Source organism: Nostoc sp. CALU 546 (genome assembly GCF_048836525.1).
This window is the reverse complement of the sequence record NZ_JAWJTF010000057.1, coordinates 25,177-42,212: the sequence shown is the minus strand read 5'-3', so window position 1 is coordinate 42,212 and position 17,036 is coordinate 25,177. Positions and strand designations below refer to the sequence as shown.

Here is a 17,036-nt window from a genome sequence, read left to right as displayed (position 1 = left end):
TAGATTAGCAACTATTCAGAGGCATGATCTGTGCATACTCTGGTTGCCAAAAGTGTAAAATAACACAATACTTTAATACATACATCAGCTATGCAAGCAGAATATCGGCAGCGTCGCGAGCAATTAATGGCAAAAATTGGTGATGGTACAGCCATTTTTCGCAGTGCGCCAATGGCAGTAATGCACAACGATGTCGAGTATGTTTATCGCCAAGACAGTGATTTCTTCTACTTGACTGGTTTTAATGAACCACAGGCAGTAGCAGTGTTAGCGCCGCATCATTCAGAACATCGGTTTGTACTGTTCGTCCAACCGAAGGATCGGGAAAAGGAAGTATGGACTGGTTATCTTTGTGGGGTAGATGCAGCCAAGGAAATGTATGGTGCTGATGAAGCTTACCCCATTAGCGAGTTAGATGAAAAGTTACCGCAGTATTTAGAAAAAGCCAGCCGGATTTATTATCACTTAGGACGCGATCGCACCTTCAATGATCAAATCCTGAGACATTACCAAAGTTTACTGCGGACTTATCCGAAGCGCGGCACTGGGCCGATCGCTATTGAAGATACTGGCCCTGTCCTCAACAGCATGAGATTGATCAAAAGCGAAGCAGAGTTAGAATTGATGCGTCAAGCAGCTGCGATCGCAACTGAAGCACACAATTATGCCCAAGAAATCGCCGCACCTGGACGTTATGAGTACGAAATCCAAGCAGAGATGGAACGCATCTTTCGCGTGCGGGGTGGGTTAGGGCCGGCTTATCCTTCCATTGTGGCTTCCGGTGTGAATGCTTGCGTACTGCACTACATTGAAAATAATCGTCAAATGCAGGATGGAGAATTATTGCTAATTGATGCCGGTTGTGCTTACGGTTATTACAACTCCGATATTACCCGGACATTTCCTGTTGGGGGTAAATTTACGCCAGAACAAAAAACACTGTATGAGATTGTTTTGTCAGCACAAAAACAAGCGATCGCTCAAGTGCAACCAGGTAATCCTTTCAACTTAGTTCATGATACAGCAGTGCGTGTTATCACGGAAGGTTTAGTTGAACTTGGCATTCTCAAAGGTGAAATTGACAAGTTAATTGAAGAAGAGAAATATAAGCCATATTATATGCACCGCACCAGTCATTGGTTAGGTTTAGATGTCCATGATGTGGGTGTTTACCAGCACGGTGAAGACAAACCGCAGATTTTACAACCAGGTCAAATTTTGACAGTGGAACCGGGACTATATATTGTGCCAGATACGAAATTAGCAGAAGACCAGCCAGAGACAGATTCTCGATGGGTTGGTATTGGTATTCGTATTGAAGATGATGTATTAGTTACATCTGATGGACATGAAGTGTTAACTGCGGGAGTTCCCAAAGCGGTAGATGAAATAGAAAGATAGAAAATGGGGATGGTGTCTACCATCCCTAAGAGAATGTTTGAAAAGCCCTGGCGATTACCCACCCACTACTGAGTTAGCTCTATTTCATAAAACTGCAACCAGAAGTACGTATAAGATCAGCCAAATAATAGCTTTGGTACTATTAGTGTAGTAATTATTAATAGAGTCCAGAAAGTAGCTGCACTCAAAAAAATCCAACTTATCCCATTTTTTGGAAGACCCTTCTCGAATCCAAATTCAAATTTAGAGTTATTTGGATTTAAGTTTTTTGGAATATTAAGCATTTCTTCAATGTTTTTTATATATGTGCTTCGATGCAGTAACTCAAGCCAAAGAGTAATAACTCTAAGTGTGAACAAGATAGAAGTTAATAGTGGCAACCAACTTGCAATTACAGTTACTTTTTGTGGAGGTTTTTGTATTAATAACCATGTCCAAACTAAACCTGCAATAATTACTGCATAACGAGCTAAATTATTAGTCTCTTCAAAGTAGGATTGGTTCTGTCTGCGAATCTCAGAATACTCCAAAAGAATAAATTCCTTCTGAAATTCAGAAAGCGATATATTGTCATTAGCCATTTAATTTGCTTCACAGAGAATTGGTATCAGCCAAAATTTTGCTAGTAATTTATCTTATAAGTCAAGTGGTTCTTGACCAATTCCATCCATATAAACCCCATGCAAATTATGATGCATTTCTAGAGCAGATGCATGAAATGTAAAATAGATAGGTGTACCAGTATGTACATAGTCTGGCATTCTTCTTTTTCTTCTGTTATACATTTCTTTGAAAAACCCAAAAATTGGATTTGGATTTTCATCTACACCGTTTACTCCACCTTGACCAAGTTCTGCCTCTGGTGATTTCATTGGTGATTCCGCTCTAAAAACATTTCCTGTTGGGAATGGAAGCGTCGTCACAAAATCTTCAGTATTTGCAATTCTCCAGTGCTGTATGCCTGTCTCTTTAAATGCAGTAGCAAAAGTCCTGTCCCCACATCGTGGACTTGCAAAGGTATACAGTTCAATCTTTTGATGGTTATTAAACTGAGTATTGTTGAGAATATCGGGAATTGCCAAAGTTGCTAACGCACCACCGAGGCTATGTCCCGTTACAAAAATTCGAGAATCTGCCGAGCATTGTTTGAGTGCTTCAACCATCTGTTTCCGGAGATTAATGTAGATCCCTCGAAAGCCTGCGGTTACATCGCCAAAATCCTTGGTAGTCGGGATTTCGCTTGAAGACTCCTCAGTAACACCATCAGCAATATCCCAAGTTGCTTTCACCGTTTGTCCATTCTTTTCTGTGCTGTTTTTGTAAGAAACAAGTTGAATATTTGCGTCTTTGAACCATTCTATAAATCTCTTTGTGCCTCGAAATACAACCACTACATTATTACTATCGGTTTCAGAGACAACAAAACCAAAGGGAACTTCTTTTCTACCAAGTTGACCAACTAATTTGTAAGACCCTCCAAGTTTCCAAAGCCCTGTTCCTCTTAGGTCAAATTGGTCATATGCTTGTTGAATTAATCCTGCAAGTTTTCGAGCTTGAATAGCATCAAATTTCTCATAGAGAGAAGCAAATGAAGTCATAAGTTTAACCTTACAGGTGTCTAAGATACTTGTTAATTAGGTTGTTCACTACCTGTAATTTCCAATCAGAGATTTTGAAATGGGTACTGTTACAGAGTTTTTTTAGAACACCGAAAATATACCAGAACTTTTCCGCTTATTTACTTAATTTGTTATAAATATATAGAAACTTTCTCCGTAATATTTCTTTTTGTGCAATATACAAACTTATAACCGTAAAAAAAGACCTCTCCCTGGTTTTACTACGCAAAACCGTCCTTCTCCGACTCGGAGAGGGACAGACTTGAACTCTAGTTCAAGGCAAAGAGAGGTTTATCGAACTCACATTACTCTTAGTCTATGGAGGTGGACTTTGCTTTATCGCCCAATACTTTTAAAATTCCATTTCCAAGGGAAAAATGACGGTGAAAGTAGAACCAACACCTACCTGCGAAGCTAGGTTAATTTGACCTTGCAATAATTTTACCAACCGCGATACGATCGCTAACCCCAACCCAGTACTATCGGGAAGATAGGGGCGATCGCTAGCACTTACACGAAAATAGGGTTCAAATATTTGGTCTTGGTTTTCTGGTGCAATGCCAATTCCTGTATCAGAAACGGCGATCGCCCATCTCTGATTCTCCAACACCTGACACATTATAATTACAGTCCCCGACTCTGTATAACGAATCGCATTACTAATAAGATTTGTGATAATCTGTTGCAATTGAAAAGAATCTGCCATTACCTTTTCGGGAGCGCGATCGCAATCCACCACAATTTGTAAATTTTTTCCCACAGCTAAAGGTTCTAACATTTCACACACATTACCAATTAATTCACGCACATCGGTAGGCGCTAATTGGAGTTTTATCTGTCCCGCTTCATAGCGCGAAAGTTCTAGTACATCATTAATCAGATGAAGTAACTGTCTACCATTACGTAGTACCCGCTCAATATGTTCTAAATTGGTAAAGTTGTCTTTTATCTCAGTCTTGCGTCGTTGTTGGCGTAAAAATAGATCCGAGTAGCCAATAATGGAAGTGAGGGGATGTTTCAATTCGTGGGCTAATTGGGAAAGATACTCTTGATTGGCGCTAATTAACCGCGTGAGTTCCTCATTATGGAGCGTTAGTGATGCTTGCAATCGGTGTAATTCTCGCAAGCGTTGCTCAACATAACTCTTGAAACATTGAGCGATCGCTTCATCTACAATCGCATCAATCAAACGCATGGAACGAATTATCTCTGATGGGGTTCCCTTCAATAAATCTGCTTGTATAGCATCAAATATTACTGTTCGCAGTAGATGATATTCTCTGGCAATTTCTGCTGGATCAAAGCCTTGTTCGGCTCGAATCGCTCCATGCTGAAAACTGGCAATAACCATTGACCGAATATCATTATCCTGAGATTTTGAAAGAACTGTCACCATTGCTTTCAAAAGATCAGGGACGTGATCCTTTACTGCTGTATAAGATAGTTCATCAGCACTTTCAATGCGTCTATCCTTACGAACCGCTGCAATCCATTTTTTGAGGATGGTATCCGTTTTTTCAGCCAGTACTTGACTAAAATCCATTATGTTAAATTCAGCTAGGAGATAGATGAGTAAACTTCCATATCCAAATAGTTTAGCGAGTGAAATGGATAATTACCAAAAAAATCGATATGTTCCACCTACCAAAAGAAATAGATTTTACACATTCTTTCGTTGGTTAGATTAACTAACCGTAAATAAAAATTATGCGGTATAATATATATCCTAAAACAAACAATAAAACTCTTGCAGTTAACAGGATTGATACTTGACTTAATTAAAATGTTTAGCTTGCTGTGTAAGGATTTCAGTCACCATACAACCAAAATTAGAGATTTTCTTGATTACCGAAAAGCCAATGTAGGTACTTGACTTCAGTATTAAAATAAACAACATTTACCATAAAACAGATATAGTTATTAAAGCATTAATGTTATGCTCTACATATAGATGTTATAATGTGCATAATTTAGTATCTATTCGAGTAAGTCAGCCTAATCCAACGCATCATAGTGCGTGACGTTGGAGCGGAGGAACCAAATTGTGGGGCGAATCTTATAGAAAGTGAGGAGTTGAGAGTGAGGAGTTAGAAATTAAATAAAATTTAGTAACTCATAACTCATAACTCATAACTCTCTTAAGAAGGGCATCTCTCAGCCCTAGCCCGTCAGCTAACTTCGTAGGCATTGAGAGGAGACTGAAGAGACGGCATTTTTATAATGTTCCGATCTCATCAGTGTCCAAGGCTGGTACTGCTCAGACTTTTGTACCTGCACTTAAATCTGTTGAGGTTGTCAATGATATTTCAACTCAATTTAGCAGCGATCGCGGCGATCGCTGGGCAAGCTGTTTGGAAAAAGACCAAACCTGTAATCCTTAGAGATGTCTTCTTTTTACCAGTATTGGGCTTCTTGGGAATAATTGTGCTGTGGTGGATTATTGCACTTGCCAACCATCAATTGATGCCCACTCCACCAGAAGCGCTAATCGCTAATTTAGACTACATCTTAAATCCCTTCTACCAAAGAGGCCCAGGCAACTTAGGAATTGGTTGGTTGTTGATAGCAAGTCTGCGTCGGGTATTAATAGGCTTTTTATTAGGTGCGGTAGTAGCGATTCCTTTGGGGTTTCTAATTGGAATGTCCAGACCGGCAATGCTAGCACTTAATCCGATAATTCAAATTTTTAAACCCGTATCGCCCCTAGCTTGGCTGCCTATCGCCTTAGCAATTTTCAACTTAGCAGATCCTTCCGCCATTTTTGTCATCTTTATTACCTCCTTATGGCCAACAATTATTAATACTGCCTTAGGAGTTTCTAGCGTTCCCAAAGATTATTTAGATGTGGCACGAGTGCTAGAAATGCCACGTTGGCGACGAATTACAAAAATCATTTGGCCTGCAAGTTTGCCGTATGTTTTTACAGGTTTGCGAATTAGTTTAGGCATAGCGTGGCTAGTAATCGTTGCCGTGGAAATGCTCACAGGTGGTGTTGGTATCGGCTTTTTTGTCTGGGATGAATGGAGTCGTTTAAACCTGAGTTCAGTCTTTTTAGCTGTGTTGATAATTGGCTTAACTGGGTTAATCCTAGATTACGCCCTGGGCAAAATCCAAGAATTAGTAACCCATCGCCCTAGAACTGCCAACTAACTAAAGGGAATTTTAGATTTTAAATTTTAGATTTTGGATTGAAGAATTGAGAATCCAAAATTTAATAATATCTGTTCGCGCAGCGTCTAATCAAACAAATCTAAAATCCAAAATCTAAAATCCAAAATTGATCCACCAGTGGAGCTACAAAAATGGGTGATAATAACTGGACTCGACGAGATTTTATTAAAGGAATCGGAGCAACCACAACCGGAATAGCGCTATCTTCCTGTGGAATTTCAGGAGATAGATCAGCCAAAGGACTAACTGAAGAAGCCTTAGCTGTACAACCAGTAGTTAGATCCCAAGACCTAGAAAAATCTGACCTTACCATTGGTTACGTTCCCGTTAATGATTGTGCGCCATTTGCGATCGCCTGGAAAAAAGGTTTCTTCCGCAAATATGGTTTGAACGTTACACTCAACCGCGAAGCTAGTTGGGCTAATTCCCGCGACGGTTTAATTTTTGGTCGCCTGGATGCTTCACCCGTAGTATCCGGTGCTGTCACCAACGCCAGAATTGGTGCTGAAGGCGCACGCCAAGCCTCCTTGTGTGCAGCCATGACCATTCATCGTCATGGTAACGCCATGACAATGAACAAAGCCATGTGGGATTTTGGGCTGCGTCCGTGGTACGAATATCAAGAACAATATGGCGATGGCGCTTTGGAAGCCTTTGGGCGCGATTTCCGAGGCTATTTTGAGAAGCAGTCGTCAGAAAACAAAGTCTGGGCGGTAGTATTAAGTTCTGCCATTTATGAATACTTTGTCCGCTACGTATCTGCCGCCGCAGGTGTTGATCCGCTTAAAGAGTTTCGGATCATCATCGTTCCACCCCCTCAAATGGTAACAAACGTGCGGATTGGCGCCATGCAAGCTTACATGGTTGCAGAACCCTGGAATACACGAGCAATAACAGGTAATGAAAACATCGGCTTTACCTTCGCACAAGGTAAAGAAGTCTGGTTGGGACACCCAGATCGTTTGTTGGGAGTGATGCAATCTTTCATCGAAAAATATCCCAAAACCTATCGTTCTTTAGTCAAGGCGATGATTGAAGCCTGTCAGTATTGCAGCAAAGTAGAAAACCGCCAAGAAGTAGCCGAACTACTTACAGACCGTTCCTTTACAGGTGCTAAACCCAAAAATCAAGATGCTCCAATTGCCAAATTTACAAGTCCCGGAATTCTGGGCAACTATAATTACGGCGGCTTTGACGGCAAAGACCGCACCATCCAAGCCGATGACACCACGATTTTCTTCGATATTCCTGACAACCTTCCCAAGCAGCCAGGAGAACACTCGACATTCTTATGGAGATCGAGAAGTATCTGGTTAATGACACAAGCAGCGCGGTGGGGACAAATTAAGGAATTCCCCAAAAATGCCGAGAAACTAGCCGAAGATGGCTGGAGAACAGATTTATATCGGGAGATAGCATCTGAAATGGGCATTCAGTGTCCCAAGGATGATTACAAGGTCGAACCACCAGAAGTATTTATAGATAAGAAAGGCTTCGACCCCAGCGATCCGGTGGGTTATCTGAATAGTTTTGCTATCAGGGCTAACGCTCCCACTAACTTTTTCATGTCGTGAAGTACCCCTTTTTGCTTCGCTGAAAAAGGAGCTTCCAATTTCAACTACAGCAACGACGGTCTTATTCGTCTTTTGGGTTTCCCGTTTCATCCGCTCTTGCCACGTTAGGCATTCCTATTACTAGAAATTCGGAACTAAATCCGATGATGGTCTTACAAAGCGTCAACAGGCAGCCGCCCGTCTACCCCAGGCAGTTTGATTTTTATTTGCACAACACCGCTTGGATTTATTGCAATAGCAAACCAGCTAACAGTGTTCTTTCCCCGATCTACCGATTTATCTGCGGCAAGTATCTTACTACTACTTTGAAGTTAGCCTGTCTGTTCAATACGGTCGGGTGGGTCAGCGACCATTTATATCATACGTCGCTAATGCTGCGCTATCAGCAGCCAGCATCCTTTTGATCGGAAACAATCCAAAATTGATTGACTAGATTATTTCGGGAGCATTTGATGATGGAATATACTTCATTACCTATTAATACCCAAACCGAAGTTATGCCCCGCACTGGATTTTTAGAAATTGAAAATTTAGTCAAGTCTTATCCGACACCTGATCAAGAGAACTTTGTCGTTTTAGATGGAGTTAATCTGACCATTGGTGAAGATGAATATATTTCTGTAATTGGTCACTCAGGTTGTGGAAAATCAACTCTACTCAAGATAGTAGCTGGTTTAGAAAAAGCAACTTCCGGCTCAGTCCGGCTAGATGGAAAAGAAATTCGTCAGCCAGGAGCCGAGCGGATGATGGTATTTCAGAACTATTCTTTGTTACCTTGGTTAACAGTACGAGAAAATATCCGTTTAGCTGTGGATGAAGTGCTAAAAAATGCTAATCGGGCTGAGAAAATTAGCATTGTAAATCAGCACTTGGCAATGGTAAACTTGACGGCGGCGGCTGACAAATATCCTGATGAAATCTCTGGAGGTATGAAACAACGAGTAGGTATTGCCAGAGCCTTAGCAATTCGTCCTAAAATGTTGCTGATGGATGAACCTTTTGGGGCACTAGATGCGCTAACTCGTGGCAAATTGCAGCGGCAAGTATTAGATATTTGGGAAAATAATCGTCAAGCAGTGATGATGATTACCCACGATGTAGACGAAGCAATTTATATGTCCGATCGCATCGTCTTGATGACCAATGGCCCAGCTGCTAATATCGGGGAGATTTTAGAAGTTCCTTTTGAGCATCCACGCGATCGCGCCGCCATGCGAAACTCAAAAGAATATTTTGAACTCCGCAACCACGCCCTAAATTTCCTTGATCGATATTTTGCCCAAGACGAGTAAATTAGATTATCATTTTTTTAGTGGGTAGCCTAATTCAAATTCATGAAAGCTGGATTTGAAACGGAGGAACCAATGTTTGGGGCTAATCTTGCAGAGAGCGGCAATTTAAGAGTAAAAAGTGAAGAATAATTAATTTTTAACTCAACACTCAGCACTCACGACTCAGCACTCCTAAGAGAGAGACACCTTCCAGTCTTAGCCCGTCAGCTAACTCCGTAGGCAATGGAAGGAACCCCCAAGAGTTTGGCTGTAATACAGTTATTATTGGGGTTTCCTTGACTGAATTTAAGATTTGAGATTTTGGTTATCGTTACTCAATCTAAAATCCAAAATCGTTCGACTGAGCGTAGCCGAAGTCCAAAATCCAAAATTTGTCCCCCCTGCTTCTCATTGCTAATTCATTTCATTGGGAGAAGTAAAGCTGTGCAAATCAAGCCAATGTTAGCACGTCTACAAAGTGCCACAGGTCGAGATGACTTAATTGAACAAATGGTACTGCTGCCAGAACCAAAAAAACCTTTTTATAACAAACCTCAAAGCTCAAAAGCAGTTAATTTAATTGTTGCTTATGACGGATCTCCCAAAAGTCATACGGCATTAGATGTTGCCTTTTGGATTGCCCATCAAACCCGTTTAGCTACTAATGTAGAAGTTACAGTTCAAGCTGTTTATGTATTAGAAGATAATCAAAGCAGCCAGTATCCAAATATCTTGAGTTTTCCACAACAACAGCCTTCATTGGAATGTCAGGTTAGTGAAGTATCAAAGTCTGTCACACTAGTATTAACTCAACCAAAATTGCAGACAGTAGTAACTCCCCTACAACAAGCAGATATAATTCTCTGGCAAGCTCGAAGTTTGGCTGAAGAATGGCAGGGTTGCTTCAAATCTCATTTGCGCTTTGGCTGCATTTCCACAGAACTAGCCAAAGTTGTTGAAGCAGAAAATGCCGATATTCTGTTTTTAGGTTGCAACTCTGTGAATCATCCGATGATTGAGGCACTAGGCTCTAATTTTCCCTGCGCCGTTTTGGGTATTCCCAGTTGTATTGATGAATAATCGCTATTTCAAATTTCAGTAATTTTTATCCAATTGCAATCATAGATAAGTCACCTACAAATAGGTGACTTTTTTCGCTACCAAGTAAATAATTCAACTTCGGGAGTTTAGGGTGTGGAAAACTGGCAAGCAATCCTTAGTGTGATTACGTTTATAAGCGTCATTGTTTTAGTAATGACAGAATGGGTACATCTCACTATTGCGGCATTATTGGGAGCATTATTATTAGTTTTTAGCAACGTCATGACTTTGCAAGAAGCTGTTGGTTACATCGGCAAAAGTCATGGAACACTCGGTTTATTTTTTGGAGTTATGGTGTTAGTACGGGCTTTTGAGCCTACGAAGATATTTGATTATTTAGCCACTCAAATAGTACTTCTAGCTAAAGGACAAGGCAAACGTCTATTACTTGGTATTGTGGCTATAGTGACACCCATTTGTGCAGTCTTACCAAATGCCACAACAGTAATGTTGCTAGCACCTTTAATTCCACCAATGGCGGAAGAAGTTGGGATAAATTTCGTCCCCTTATTGATTTTAATGGTGTTTGTTGCTAATAGTGCCGGACTGCTAACTTTAGTTGGTGATCCTGCTACATTTATTGTCGGTGATGCTGTGAATATCAGCTTTACAGATTATTTATTGGAATTGAGTTTAGGAGGAGTAATTGCTATTGTCATAGTGATTGCAACGCTACCATTTTTATTCCGTAAAATTTGGAATACAAAGTTAGATAATCTTGAAGAACTGCCGCACCCGCAAATAAATCATCCACGTGCTTTAAGCTTTGGTGCAATTATTGTATTTTTCGTCCTATTATTTTTTGTCATCGGAGAATCTTTACCAGTTCCGATTTCACCTGCTGCCGCAGCTTTGTTAGGAGCAGCTTTAGCTTTGCTTTTATCTCACCATAGCAAAATTGATTCAGTTAACAACATTTTGCGGGATGTAGACTGGAGTACATTGATATTTTTTATGAGTATTTTCGTTCTAATTGGAGGACTAGAAAAAACAGGTGTAATCAATGGCTTATCAGGAATATTGGCAGTAATTTTAGGAAAAAATATTATCCTGGGTTCCCTATTTTTATTATTTTTTGTGGGGATATTATCTAGCGTAGTTCCTAATATTCCTTTAGTGGTGGGGATGGTTCCCTTACTTAAACAATATATTGTGACTGTCGGATTAGCACCCACAGAAGTTTTAGCACAAGACTTTCAAGGACAGTTTCCGCCAGAAGTATTACCTCTGTTTTATGCCATGATGTTTGGTGCAACTTTAGGAGGTAATGGCACACTTGTAGGTGCATCATCTAATATCGTAGCCGCTGGGATTTCTGAGCAGCATGGACGCCGCATTTCATTTAAAACTTTTCTCCACTACGGTATTCCAGTGATGCTATTACAACTGGTAGCTTCAGCTTTATATGTGTTAGTTCGCTTTTTACTTTAGCTCTGAGTAGGCGTAAGTAATTAAAAGTTTGTAATAAGCGGCTCCATCTCTCAAAGTAGAGCTAAAGCCGTTTTAGGTGTTTAATTTCTAGTACTCCACCACATTAATTTTGATAAGTTCTTAGTGAGTAACTTTAGCCCTGCTTGAAGCACTAAAGTGCTGACTACGAAATATTTTCAGCAGTCAAAATGGCTGTGGCAGACTATTAGTAACCGATTATGTGTAATACGTCGCGCAGAACGCTAAAACCAGCTAAATCCCAAAGTAAATAGGCAAGAAAGCCAATAGCTGCTAATCGACCATTCCAGATTTCGGCTTGAGGAGTCCAGCCAAACAAAAATGCGTTGCGATCTATGCCGTTATAAGCTTTAGCAACAGTTGATAAATCAGTTGAAGGACGTGTTTCCATTTTTTTTACTCAAGATTCGTTTGTTAACTTTAATGTAGCTATTTATAACTAAACTGCTTTATGCCTATAGGAACAAACTATAGGCACTTCTTGCGGACGATAATCAACAACATATTGGTACGGACAAATCCACCTTGAGAGGGTGACAACAAATAACTATGTAAATAAATCCAAATTATGCATTGACAAGTTTACAATTGAGGCAAATAAATCGCTATAAATCAGCAATCAAAAATTAAAATGAACGATATATACATAATCTTATCTGCCAATTAGATGAAGTTTTTGCCAAGAGATAAGAAAAGTTATATCTTGCGCTGGATGAGGGTTTCAGCCTTTGGATGGATGCTTTAAACAGCTAAATTCTACGATTCTGATCTAAAGAGTTAGGTATTGCCATAGGTACAAAAATAAATAAATACTAAGAGTTGCTTCTCAAGAAAATCTTAATTCCCCCAAATTTAAACCTTAGAAGAAGGAAATACAATGTTCCAAAGTACGGACATCATGCTAGGACTCTACAAACCACTATTGTGGGTGGCACAGATTCCAGCAGAATCCTCAAACGTCACACCAGCACAGGCATCGGCTCTCGTTTCCGGGCCGCGCTTTTTTGTGGCTTTAATCTCCGGCGTGATTCTAGCCTTTGCTTTCCAATTAGTTCTAACTAATCTCTCCCTTGCAGCCGGTATTTCCTACCTGGGGCACTCATCTGATTCGGATTCAGATGATGGGGAAGTCGGAAGTTTGGGTGGCAGCATTCGCAAAATCGGCACAGCAGTGGGGATTTGGACATTAATCACTGTGACGATCGCCTTATTAATCGCTTCTTTCCTCGCAGTAAAATTGAGCCTGGTAATCTTAGATCCAGGATTGGGAGCGATTCTCGGTTTGGTGATTTGGGGTGCTTACTTTCTAATTCTCGTTTGGGTAAGTTCCACCACAGTAGGCTCCTTAATTGGCTCAGTCGTCAATACGGCAACCTCCGGGTTTCAGGCGATTATGGGGACTGCTACCGCCGCACTGGGCGCTAAAGCTGTGAATAACCAAGTGGTCGCAACAGCTGAAGCCGCCGCCGCCGCCGTTCGTCGGGAACTAGGAAGCGCCATTGACCCCGTAAGTATCCGGGAAAACATTGAAGATTACTTAGAAAAGATCCGTCCTCCAGAAATCGATGTGTCAAAGATTCGGAGTGATTTTGAAAATTTACTCAACGATCCGCAGTTAAAAGCGATCGCAGGGACTCCAGATATCCGCAACATCGACCGCCAAAAGTTCATCGAGTTAGTCAGCAGCCGTACCGACCTTTCCAAAAAAGACGTTAGCCGCATTGCTGATACGTTGTATAAAGTTTGGCAGCAAGTGGTAAGTCAGCAACCACCCACGGAAGACCGTTTGGGTGAGTTGATGGATTATCTGAAATCACTTCCACCAGGACAAAGTAAAACGGATGAACTCAACGCCAAGCTGGATCGGTTAGTCGCAGAAAAGGGTGGTTCCAAAGAATCTGACCAAAAGGCAGCTACGGGGCCAATTCAAAGTACACTCCAGCAAGGACTATCTGCCTTAACCGGCATTGTGTTGGGAAGAACAGATTTGTCTGATTTGGATGTAGAAAAAATCTTGCGTAGCCTCACCACTGCCAAAGATAAAGTCACCCAAGAAGCAGATAAGCTAGGGTTGCCAACACCATCGCAACCTTATAGTCCGATTCGGGCTGATGTCGAAAATTACCTCTACAACACTTATGCTTGGCAACTGAGTCCAGAAAAAATCACTCAGGAATTTCATGATGTCATCTACGACCCCGCAGCTGACCCTGGAATAGTCCGCAGGGAACTAGAACGACTATCTCGTAATGATTTCGCCAAAATCCTCCAACAGCGGGGATTGCTCACTCAAGGACAAATTCAGCGCATTGCCGATCGGTTAGAAACTGTCCGTAAAGAAGTGCTAGTGACAGTGAGAGCGAACGAAGAAAGAGATATAGTCCAAGACTTGCAACGCGCAGTGGAAAGTTATCTGCTCGTTACTCCAAAAGCAGATTTTACAGCCGAAGGCATTGAGCAGAATTTCAAACCTCTGTTGCAAGACCCAGAGGCAGATTATGAAACTCTGACATTGCGATTGGCGCAGGTTGAAAGGCAGGAAATTCGGGAGATATTGCTGCAACGTAATGATGTCCAGCTATATGAAGTAGACACCATTCTGGATGAGTTGGAAAAACAACGCGATCGCGTCTTGGTAGAATCCAAAGGACTAGCTGAACAGGCACAATATCAAGCAGAAACCCTGTGGCTGAATGTAGAATCATATCTGCGTAACACCGGAAAATCAGAACTGAATCCTGATGCCATCCGCGCCGACTTCAAAAAGTTACTGGAAGATCCCCAAGGTGGAATCACCTCAATTCGGGCGCGATTGTCTCGCTTTGACCGCGATACCTTAGTGCAATTGTTGAATCAGCGGGAAGATTTGAGTGAAGATCAAATTAATCAAATCATCAATACTGCTGAGGAGTCATGGCATAGTATTCGCCACACACCTCAAGCTTTAGCAGATAAGGCGAAAGAGCAATACGACTCTGTTACCACCACGATCGCAGATTATCTCCGGAATACTGGTAAACAAGAATTGAATCCAGAAGGTATTCAACGAGATTTGACCAGATTGTTTGAAAATCCCAAAGAAGGAGCCGTAGCCCTACGCCGTCGGTTGTCGCAGGTAGACCGGGATACACTGGTGAAGTTGCTTAGTCAACGTCAAGATTTGAGTGAAGAACAAGTCAATGAAATCATTGATTCCACCCAAACTTCGATTCGCAACTTTGTACGTGCGCCTCGTCGCCTTGCTAGCCGCACACAGCAAAGAGTGGAAACATTCAAAGGTTATGTGGAAGAGTATCTGCGCCAAACAGGCAAAGAAGAACTCAATCCTGAAGGTATCAAACGCGACTTGCAATTATTGTTGCATGATCCACGAGTCGGGGTGGAAAGTTTTAGCGATCGCCTTTCCCATTTTGACCGTTCTACCATCATCGCCCTGCTGAAAATTCGGGAAGATATTTCTGATGAAGAAGCGGCGCGGATTGCCGACAACATTGTATCTGTAAGGGATCAATTTGTAGAACAAGTGCGGAATATTCAACGAGGCATTCAAGATGCAATTGATGGGGTTTTTGGCCGCATTCGCAACTACCTGAACTCCTTGGATCGCCCGGAACTTAACTATGACAGTATCAAGCACGATGTTCGCACATTTTTTGACGATCCCCAGGCGGGATTTGATGCTCTGCGCGATCGCCTATCCTCTTTTGACCGTGATACCCTAGTGGCAATTATGAGTTCTCGTGAGGACATCTCCGAGGAAGATGCCAACCGGATCATCGACCAAATTGAACGGGCCCGCAACACAGTATTACAACGTGCAGAACGCATACAGCACGAAGCCCAACGCCGCCTAGAACAGGTGAAACATCAAGCCCAGCGGCAAGCAGAAGAAACCCGCAAAGCCGCAGCTACAGCAGCTTGGTGGCTGTTTGCCACAGCACTCGTCTCCGCGATTTTCTCTGCATTAGGAGGAGCGATCGCTGTAATTGCGCTGTAGTTTAAGTTGTCTCCGCTAACTTTTAAGCCTCCCGGTATGGGAGGCTTTTTTGTATTTAGGACTTACGCTGTAGGGTTAATTCATGAACATTGGTTTCAAGTTAAGCTTAAACGCTTATCCCACATACGTTTTACCCCCCTTAATCCCCCCTTGTAAAGGCTACGGTGTATACACAAGTCAAATTACCCCCCTTAATCCCCCCTTGGAAAGGGGGGAAACAAGAAAATCTAGTTCCCTCCCCTTTACAAGGGGAGGGTTAGGGTGGGGTAAACCCTTGGTTAATCAGCTATTTCATACTTGTGTATACACCGTAGCTTGTAAAGGGGGGAAACAAGAAAATCTAGTTCCCTCCCCTTTACAAGGGGAGGGTTAGGGTGGGGTAACGCGGTGATGGGATGCGAGTGAACTCAATATCACGAGTGGGGGCGCACAGCTGGTGCACGCCCCCACGAATGAATGTATTCCACTGAATTGAAATATATGATTTAAATAACTGAACTGCTCAAAAACACAATGCCGATCGCACATAAAGCGAAACCAGCAATGGTAATTTTCCAGGGTAAAGTTCGGTTAATTTCTCCCATACCCATTGCAACACCAATTTGTCTGGCACTCATGGCAACTGCAAACAGAGTTAAGGTCATACCTACTATATAGGCAATTAATGGTATCGTTCCTGCCCCAATAATAGATTCAGCAACAGTGTAACCCTGAAATAAACCAGCACTGATGCCCATCAGAGCAAGTACCACAAAGTTTGGTTGATTTGGCATCATCAGCATAGTACTAAAAATGATCGTAGAAATAGCGATCGCTATTTCTACACCTGGAAAATTTAGCTGGAATAAATGAATTACAATGCCCAATATTGCTGCTAAGGTAAAACATCCAACTATCACAACACCACGAATAAACACAGATGAGAGTAAGCCAATAGCAACAATACCAACTAAACAATCCAAGCCAATTACTGGATCTGCCAGTCCCCAGAGAAAGCCTTCCCAGTAGTTAGAGATGGTATGGTCAACTGGTGTTCCACTTAATGAACTCAGCAAGCTAATTAAAATTAGAACTGCGATCGCCCCAATATGGCGATACATTAAATTCGAGGTATAAAATTCCCGTGAAGTACGGAATGGGGATAATTTAGTTTTGAACATCACTATATGCCAAATTAGTTTTTTCGGTAATTTATACTACCCACTTACCCCAAAAAACTAACGTGGTAATTACGCTAGATGGTACTAGCTTCATCTAATTCAGTATTCAGTGCTGAGTAAGTTGTAATTTAATGTGAAGTTGCACATATCTCGATCCCCCTAAATCCCCCTTAAAAAGGGGGACTTTGATAGATGTTTTTCCAGTTCCCCCCTTTTTAAGGGGGGCTAGGGGGGATCTAATTCTATCCAGCTTCATACAAAATTGGTATAAGTTGTAATTTACTCAGCAAGTA

The 17,036-nt window shown here is 41.6% G+C and carries 12 protein-coding genes and 2 riboswitches; of the genes, 7 read left to right on the top strand and 5 right to left on the bottom strand.

Going from position 1 to position 17,036, the window contains the following annotated elements; genetic code table 11:
- Window positions 1-90 precede the first annotated feature (90 nt).
- Complete coding sequence (locus tag RRG12_RS24920) at window positions 91-1,401, top strand: aminopeptidase P N-terminal domain-containing protein (RefSeq protein WP_420761006.1); 1,311 nt, start codon at window positions 91-93, stop codon at window positions 1,399-1,401.
- Between the two features lie 116 nt (window positions 1,402-1,517).
- On the opposite strand, the gene RRG12_RS24915 is transcribed toward RRG12_RS24920, so the two are convergent.
- The 3 genes from RRG12_RS24915 to RRG12_RS24905 form a co-directional block, all read right to left on the bottom strand.
- A complete protein-coding gene (locus RRG12_RS24915) occupies window positions 1,518-1,982 on the bottom strand; it encodes a hypothetical protein (RefSeq protein WP_420761005.1) in 465 nt (154 codons plus the stop codon).
- Window positions 1,983-2,036: 54 nt separating this feature from the next.
- Window positions 2,037-2,999, bottom strand: a complete 963-nt coding sequence (locus tag RRG12_RS24910) for a lipase family protein (protein WP_420761004.1) — start codon at window positions 2,997-2,999, stop codon at window positions 2,037-2,039.
- A gap of 373 nt (window positions 3,000-3,372) precedes the next feature.
- Window positions 3,373-4,563, bottom strand: a complete 1,191-nt coding sequence (locus RRG12_RS24905) for a sensor histidine kinase (RefSeq protein WP_420761003.1) — start codon at window positions 4,561-4,563, stop codon at window positions 3,373-3,375.
- 439 nt (window positions 4,564-5,002) lie between these two features.
- Window positions 5,003-5,222, top strand: a riboswitch (cyclic di-AMP (ydaO/yuaA leader).
- 96 nt (window positions 5,223-5,318) lie between these two features.
- On the opposite strand from RRG12_RS24905, the gene ntrB reads away from it, so the two are divergent.
- From ntrB to RRG12_RS24880, 5 genes are all read left to right on the top strand, one after another.
- Window positions 5,319-6,170: a nitrate ABC transporter permease gene (gene ntrB / locus RRG12_RS24900; RefSeq protein WP_420761002.1), complete on the top strand. Its 852-nt coding sequence runs from the start codon at window positions 5,319-5,321 to the stop codon at window positions 6,168-6,170.
- Between the two features lie 152 nt (window positions 6,171-6,322).
- Window positions 6,323-7,765 carry an ABC transporter substrate-binding protein gene (locus RRG12_RS24895; RefSeq protein ID WP_420761001.1) on the top strand — a complete coding sequence of 481 codons (1,443 nt, stop codon included), beginning with the start codon at window positions 6,323-6,325 and terminating at the stop codon, window positions 7,763-7,765.
- A 455-nt stretch (window positions 7,766-8,220) separates the two neighbouring features.
- On the top strand, window positions 8,221-9,057 hold the full coding sequence (locus RRG12_RS24890; RefSeq protein WP_069068504.1) for an ABC transporter ATP-binding protein: 837 nt from the start codon (window positions 8,221-8,223) through the stop codon (window positions 9,055-9,057).
- A gap of 16 nt (window positions 9,058-9,073) precedes the next feature.
- Window positions 9,074-9,291: riboswitch (cyclic di-AMP (ydaO/yuaA leader) on the top strand.
- Window positions 9,292-9,495: 204 nt separating this feature from the next.
- Entirely contained in the window at window positions 9,496-10,116 is a 621-nt protein-coding gene (locus RRG12_RS24885; RefSeq protein ID WP_420761013.1) for a universal stress protein, read from the top strand.
- 114 nt (window positions 10,117-10,230) lie between these two features.
- Entirely contained in the window at window positions 10,231-11,568 is a 1,338-nt protein-coding gene (locus RRG12_RS24880; RefSeq protein ID WP_420761000.1) for an ArsB/NhaD family transporter, read from the top strand.
- A gap of 205 nt (window positions 11,569-11,773) precedes the next feature.
- On the opposite strand, the gene RRG12_RS24875 is transcribed toward RRG12_RS24880, so the two are convergent.
- A complete protein-coding gene (locus RRG12_RS24875) occupies window positions 11,774-11,977 on the bottom strand; it encodes a high light inducible protein (protein ID WP_069068507.1) in 204 nt (67 codons plus the stop codon).
- Window positions 11,978-12,463: 486 nt separating this feature from the next.
- Between RRG12_RS24875 and RRG12_RS24870 the strand changes: the two genes are divergently transcribed.
- Window positions 12,464-15,583 (top strand): MFS transporter, encoded by a 3,120-nt coding sequence (locus RRG12_RS24870; RefSeq protein WP_420760999.1) that lies wholly within the window; start codon window positions 12,464-12,466, stop codon window positions 15,581-15,583.
- Window positions 15,584-16,068: 485 nt separating this feature from the next.
- Here RRG12_RS24870 and RRG12_RS24865 read toward each other — a convergent pair whose 3' ends face one another.
- Entirely contained in the window at window positions 16,069-16,743 is a 675-nt protein-coding gene (locus tag RRG12_RS24865; protein ID WP_420760998.1) for a HupE/UreJ family protein, read from the bottom strand.
- Window positions 16,744-17,036: the final 293 nt, after the last annotated feature.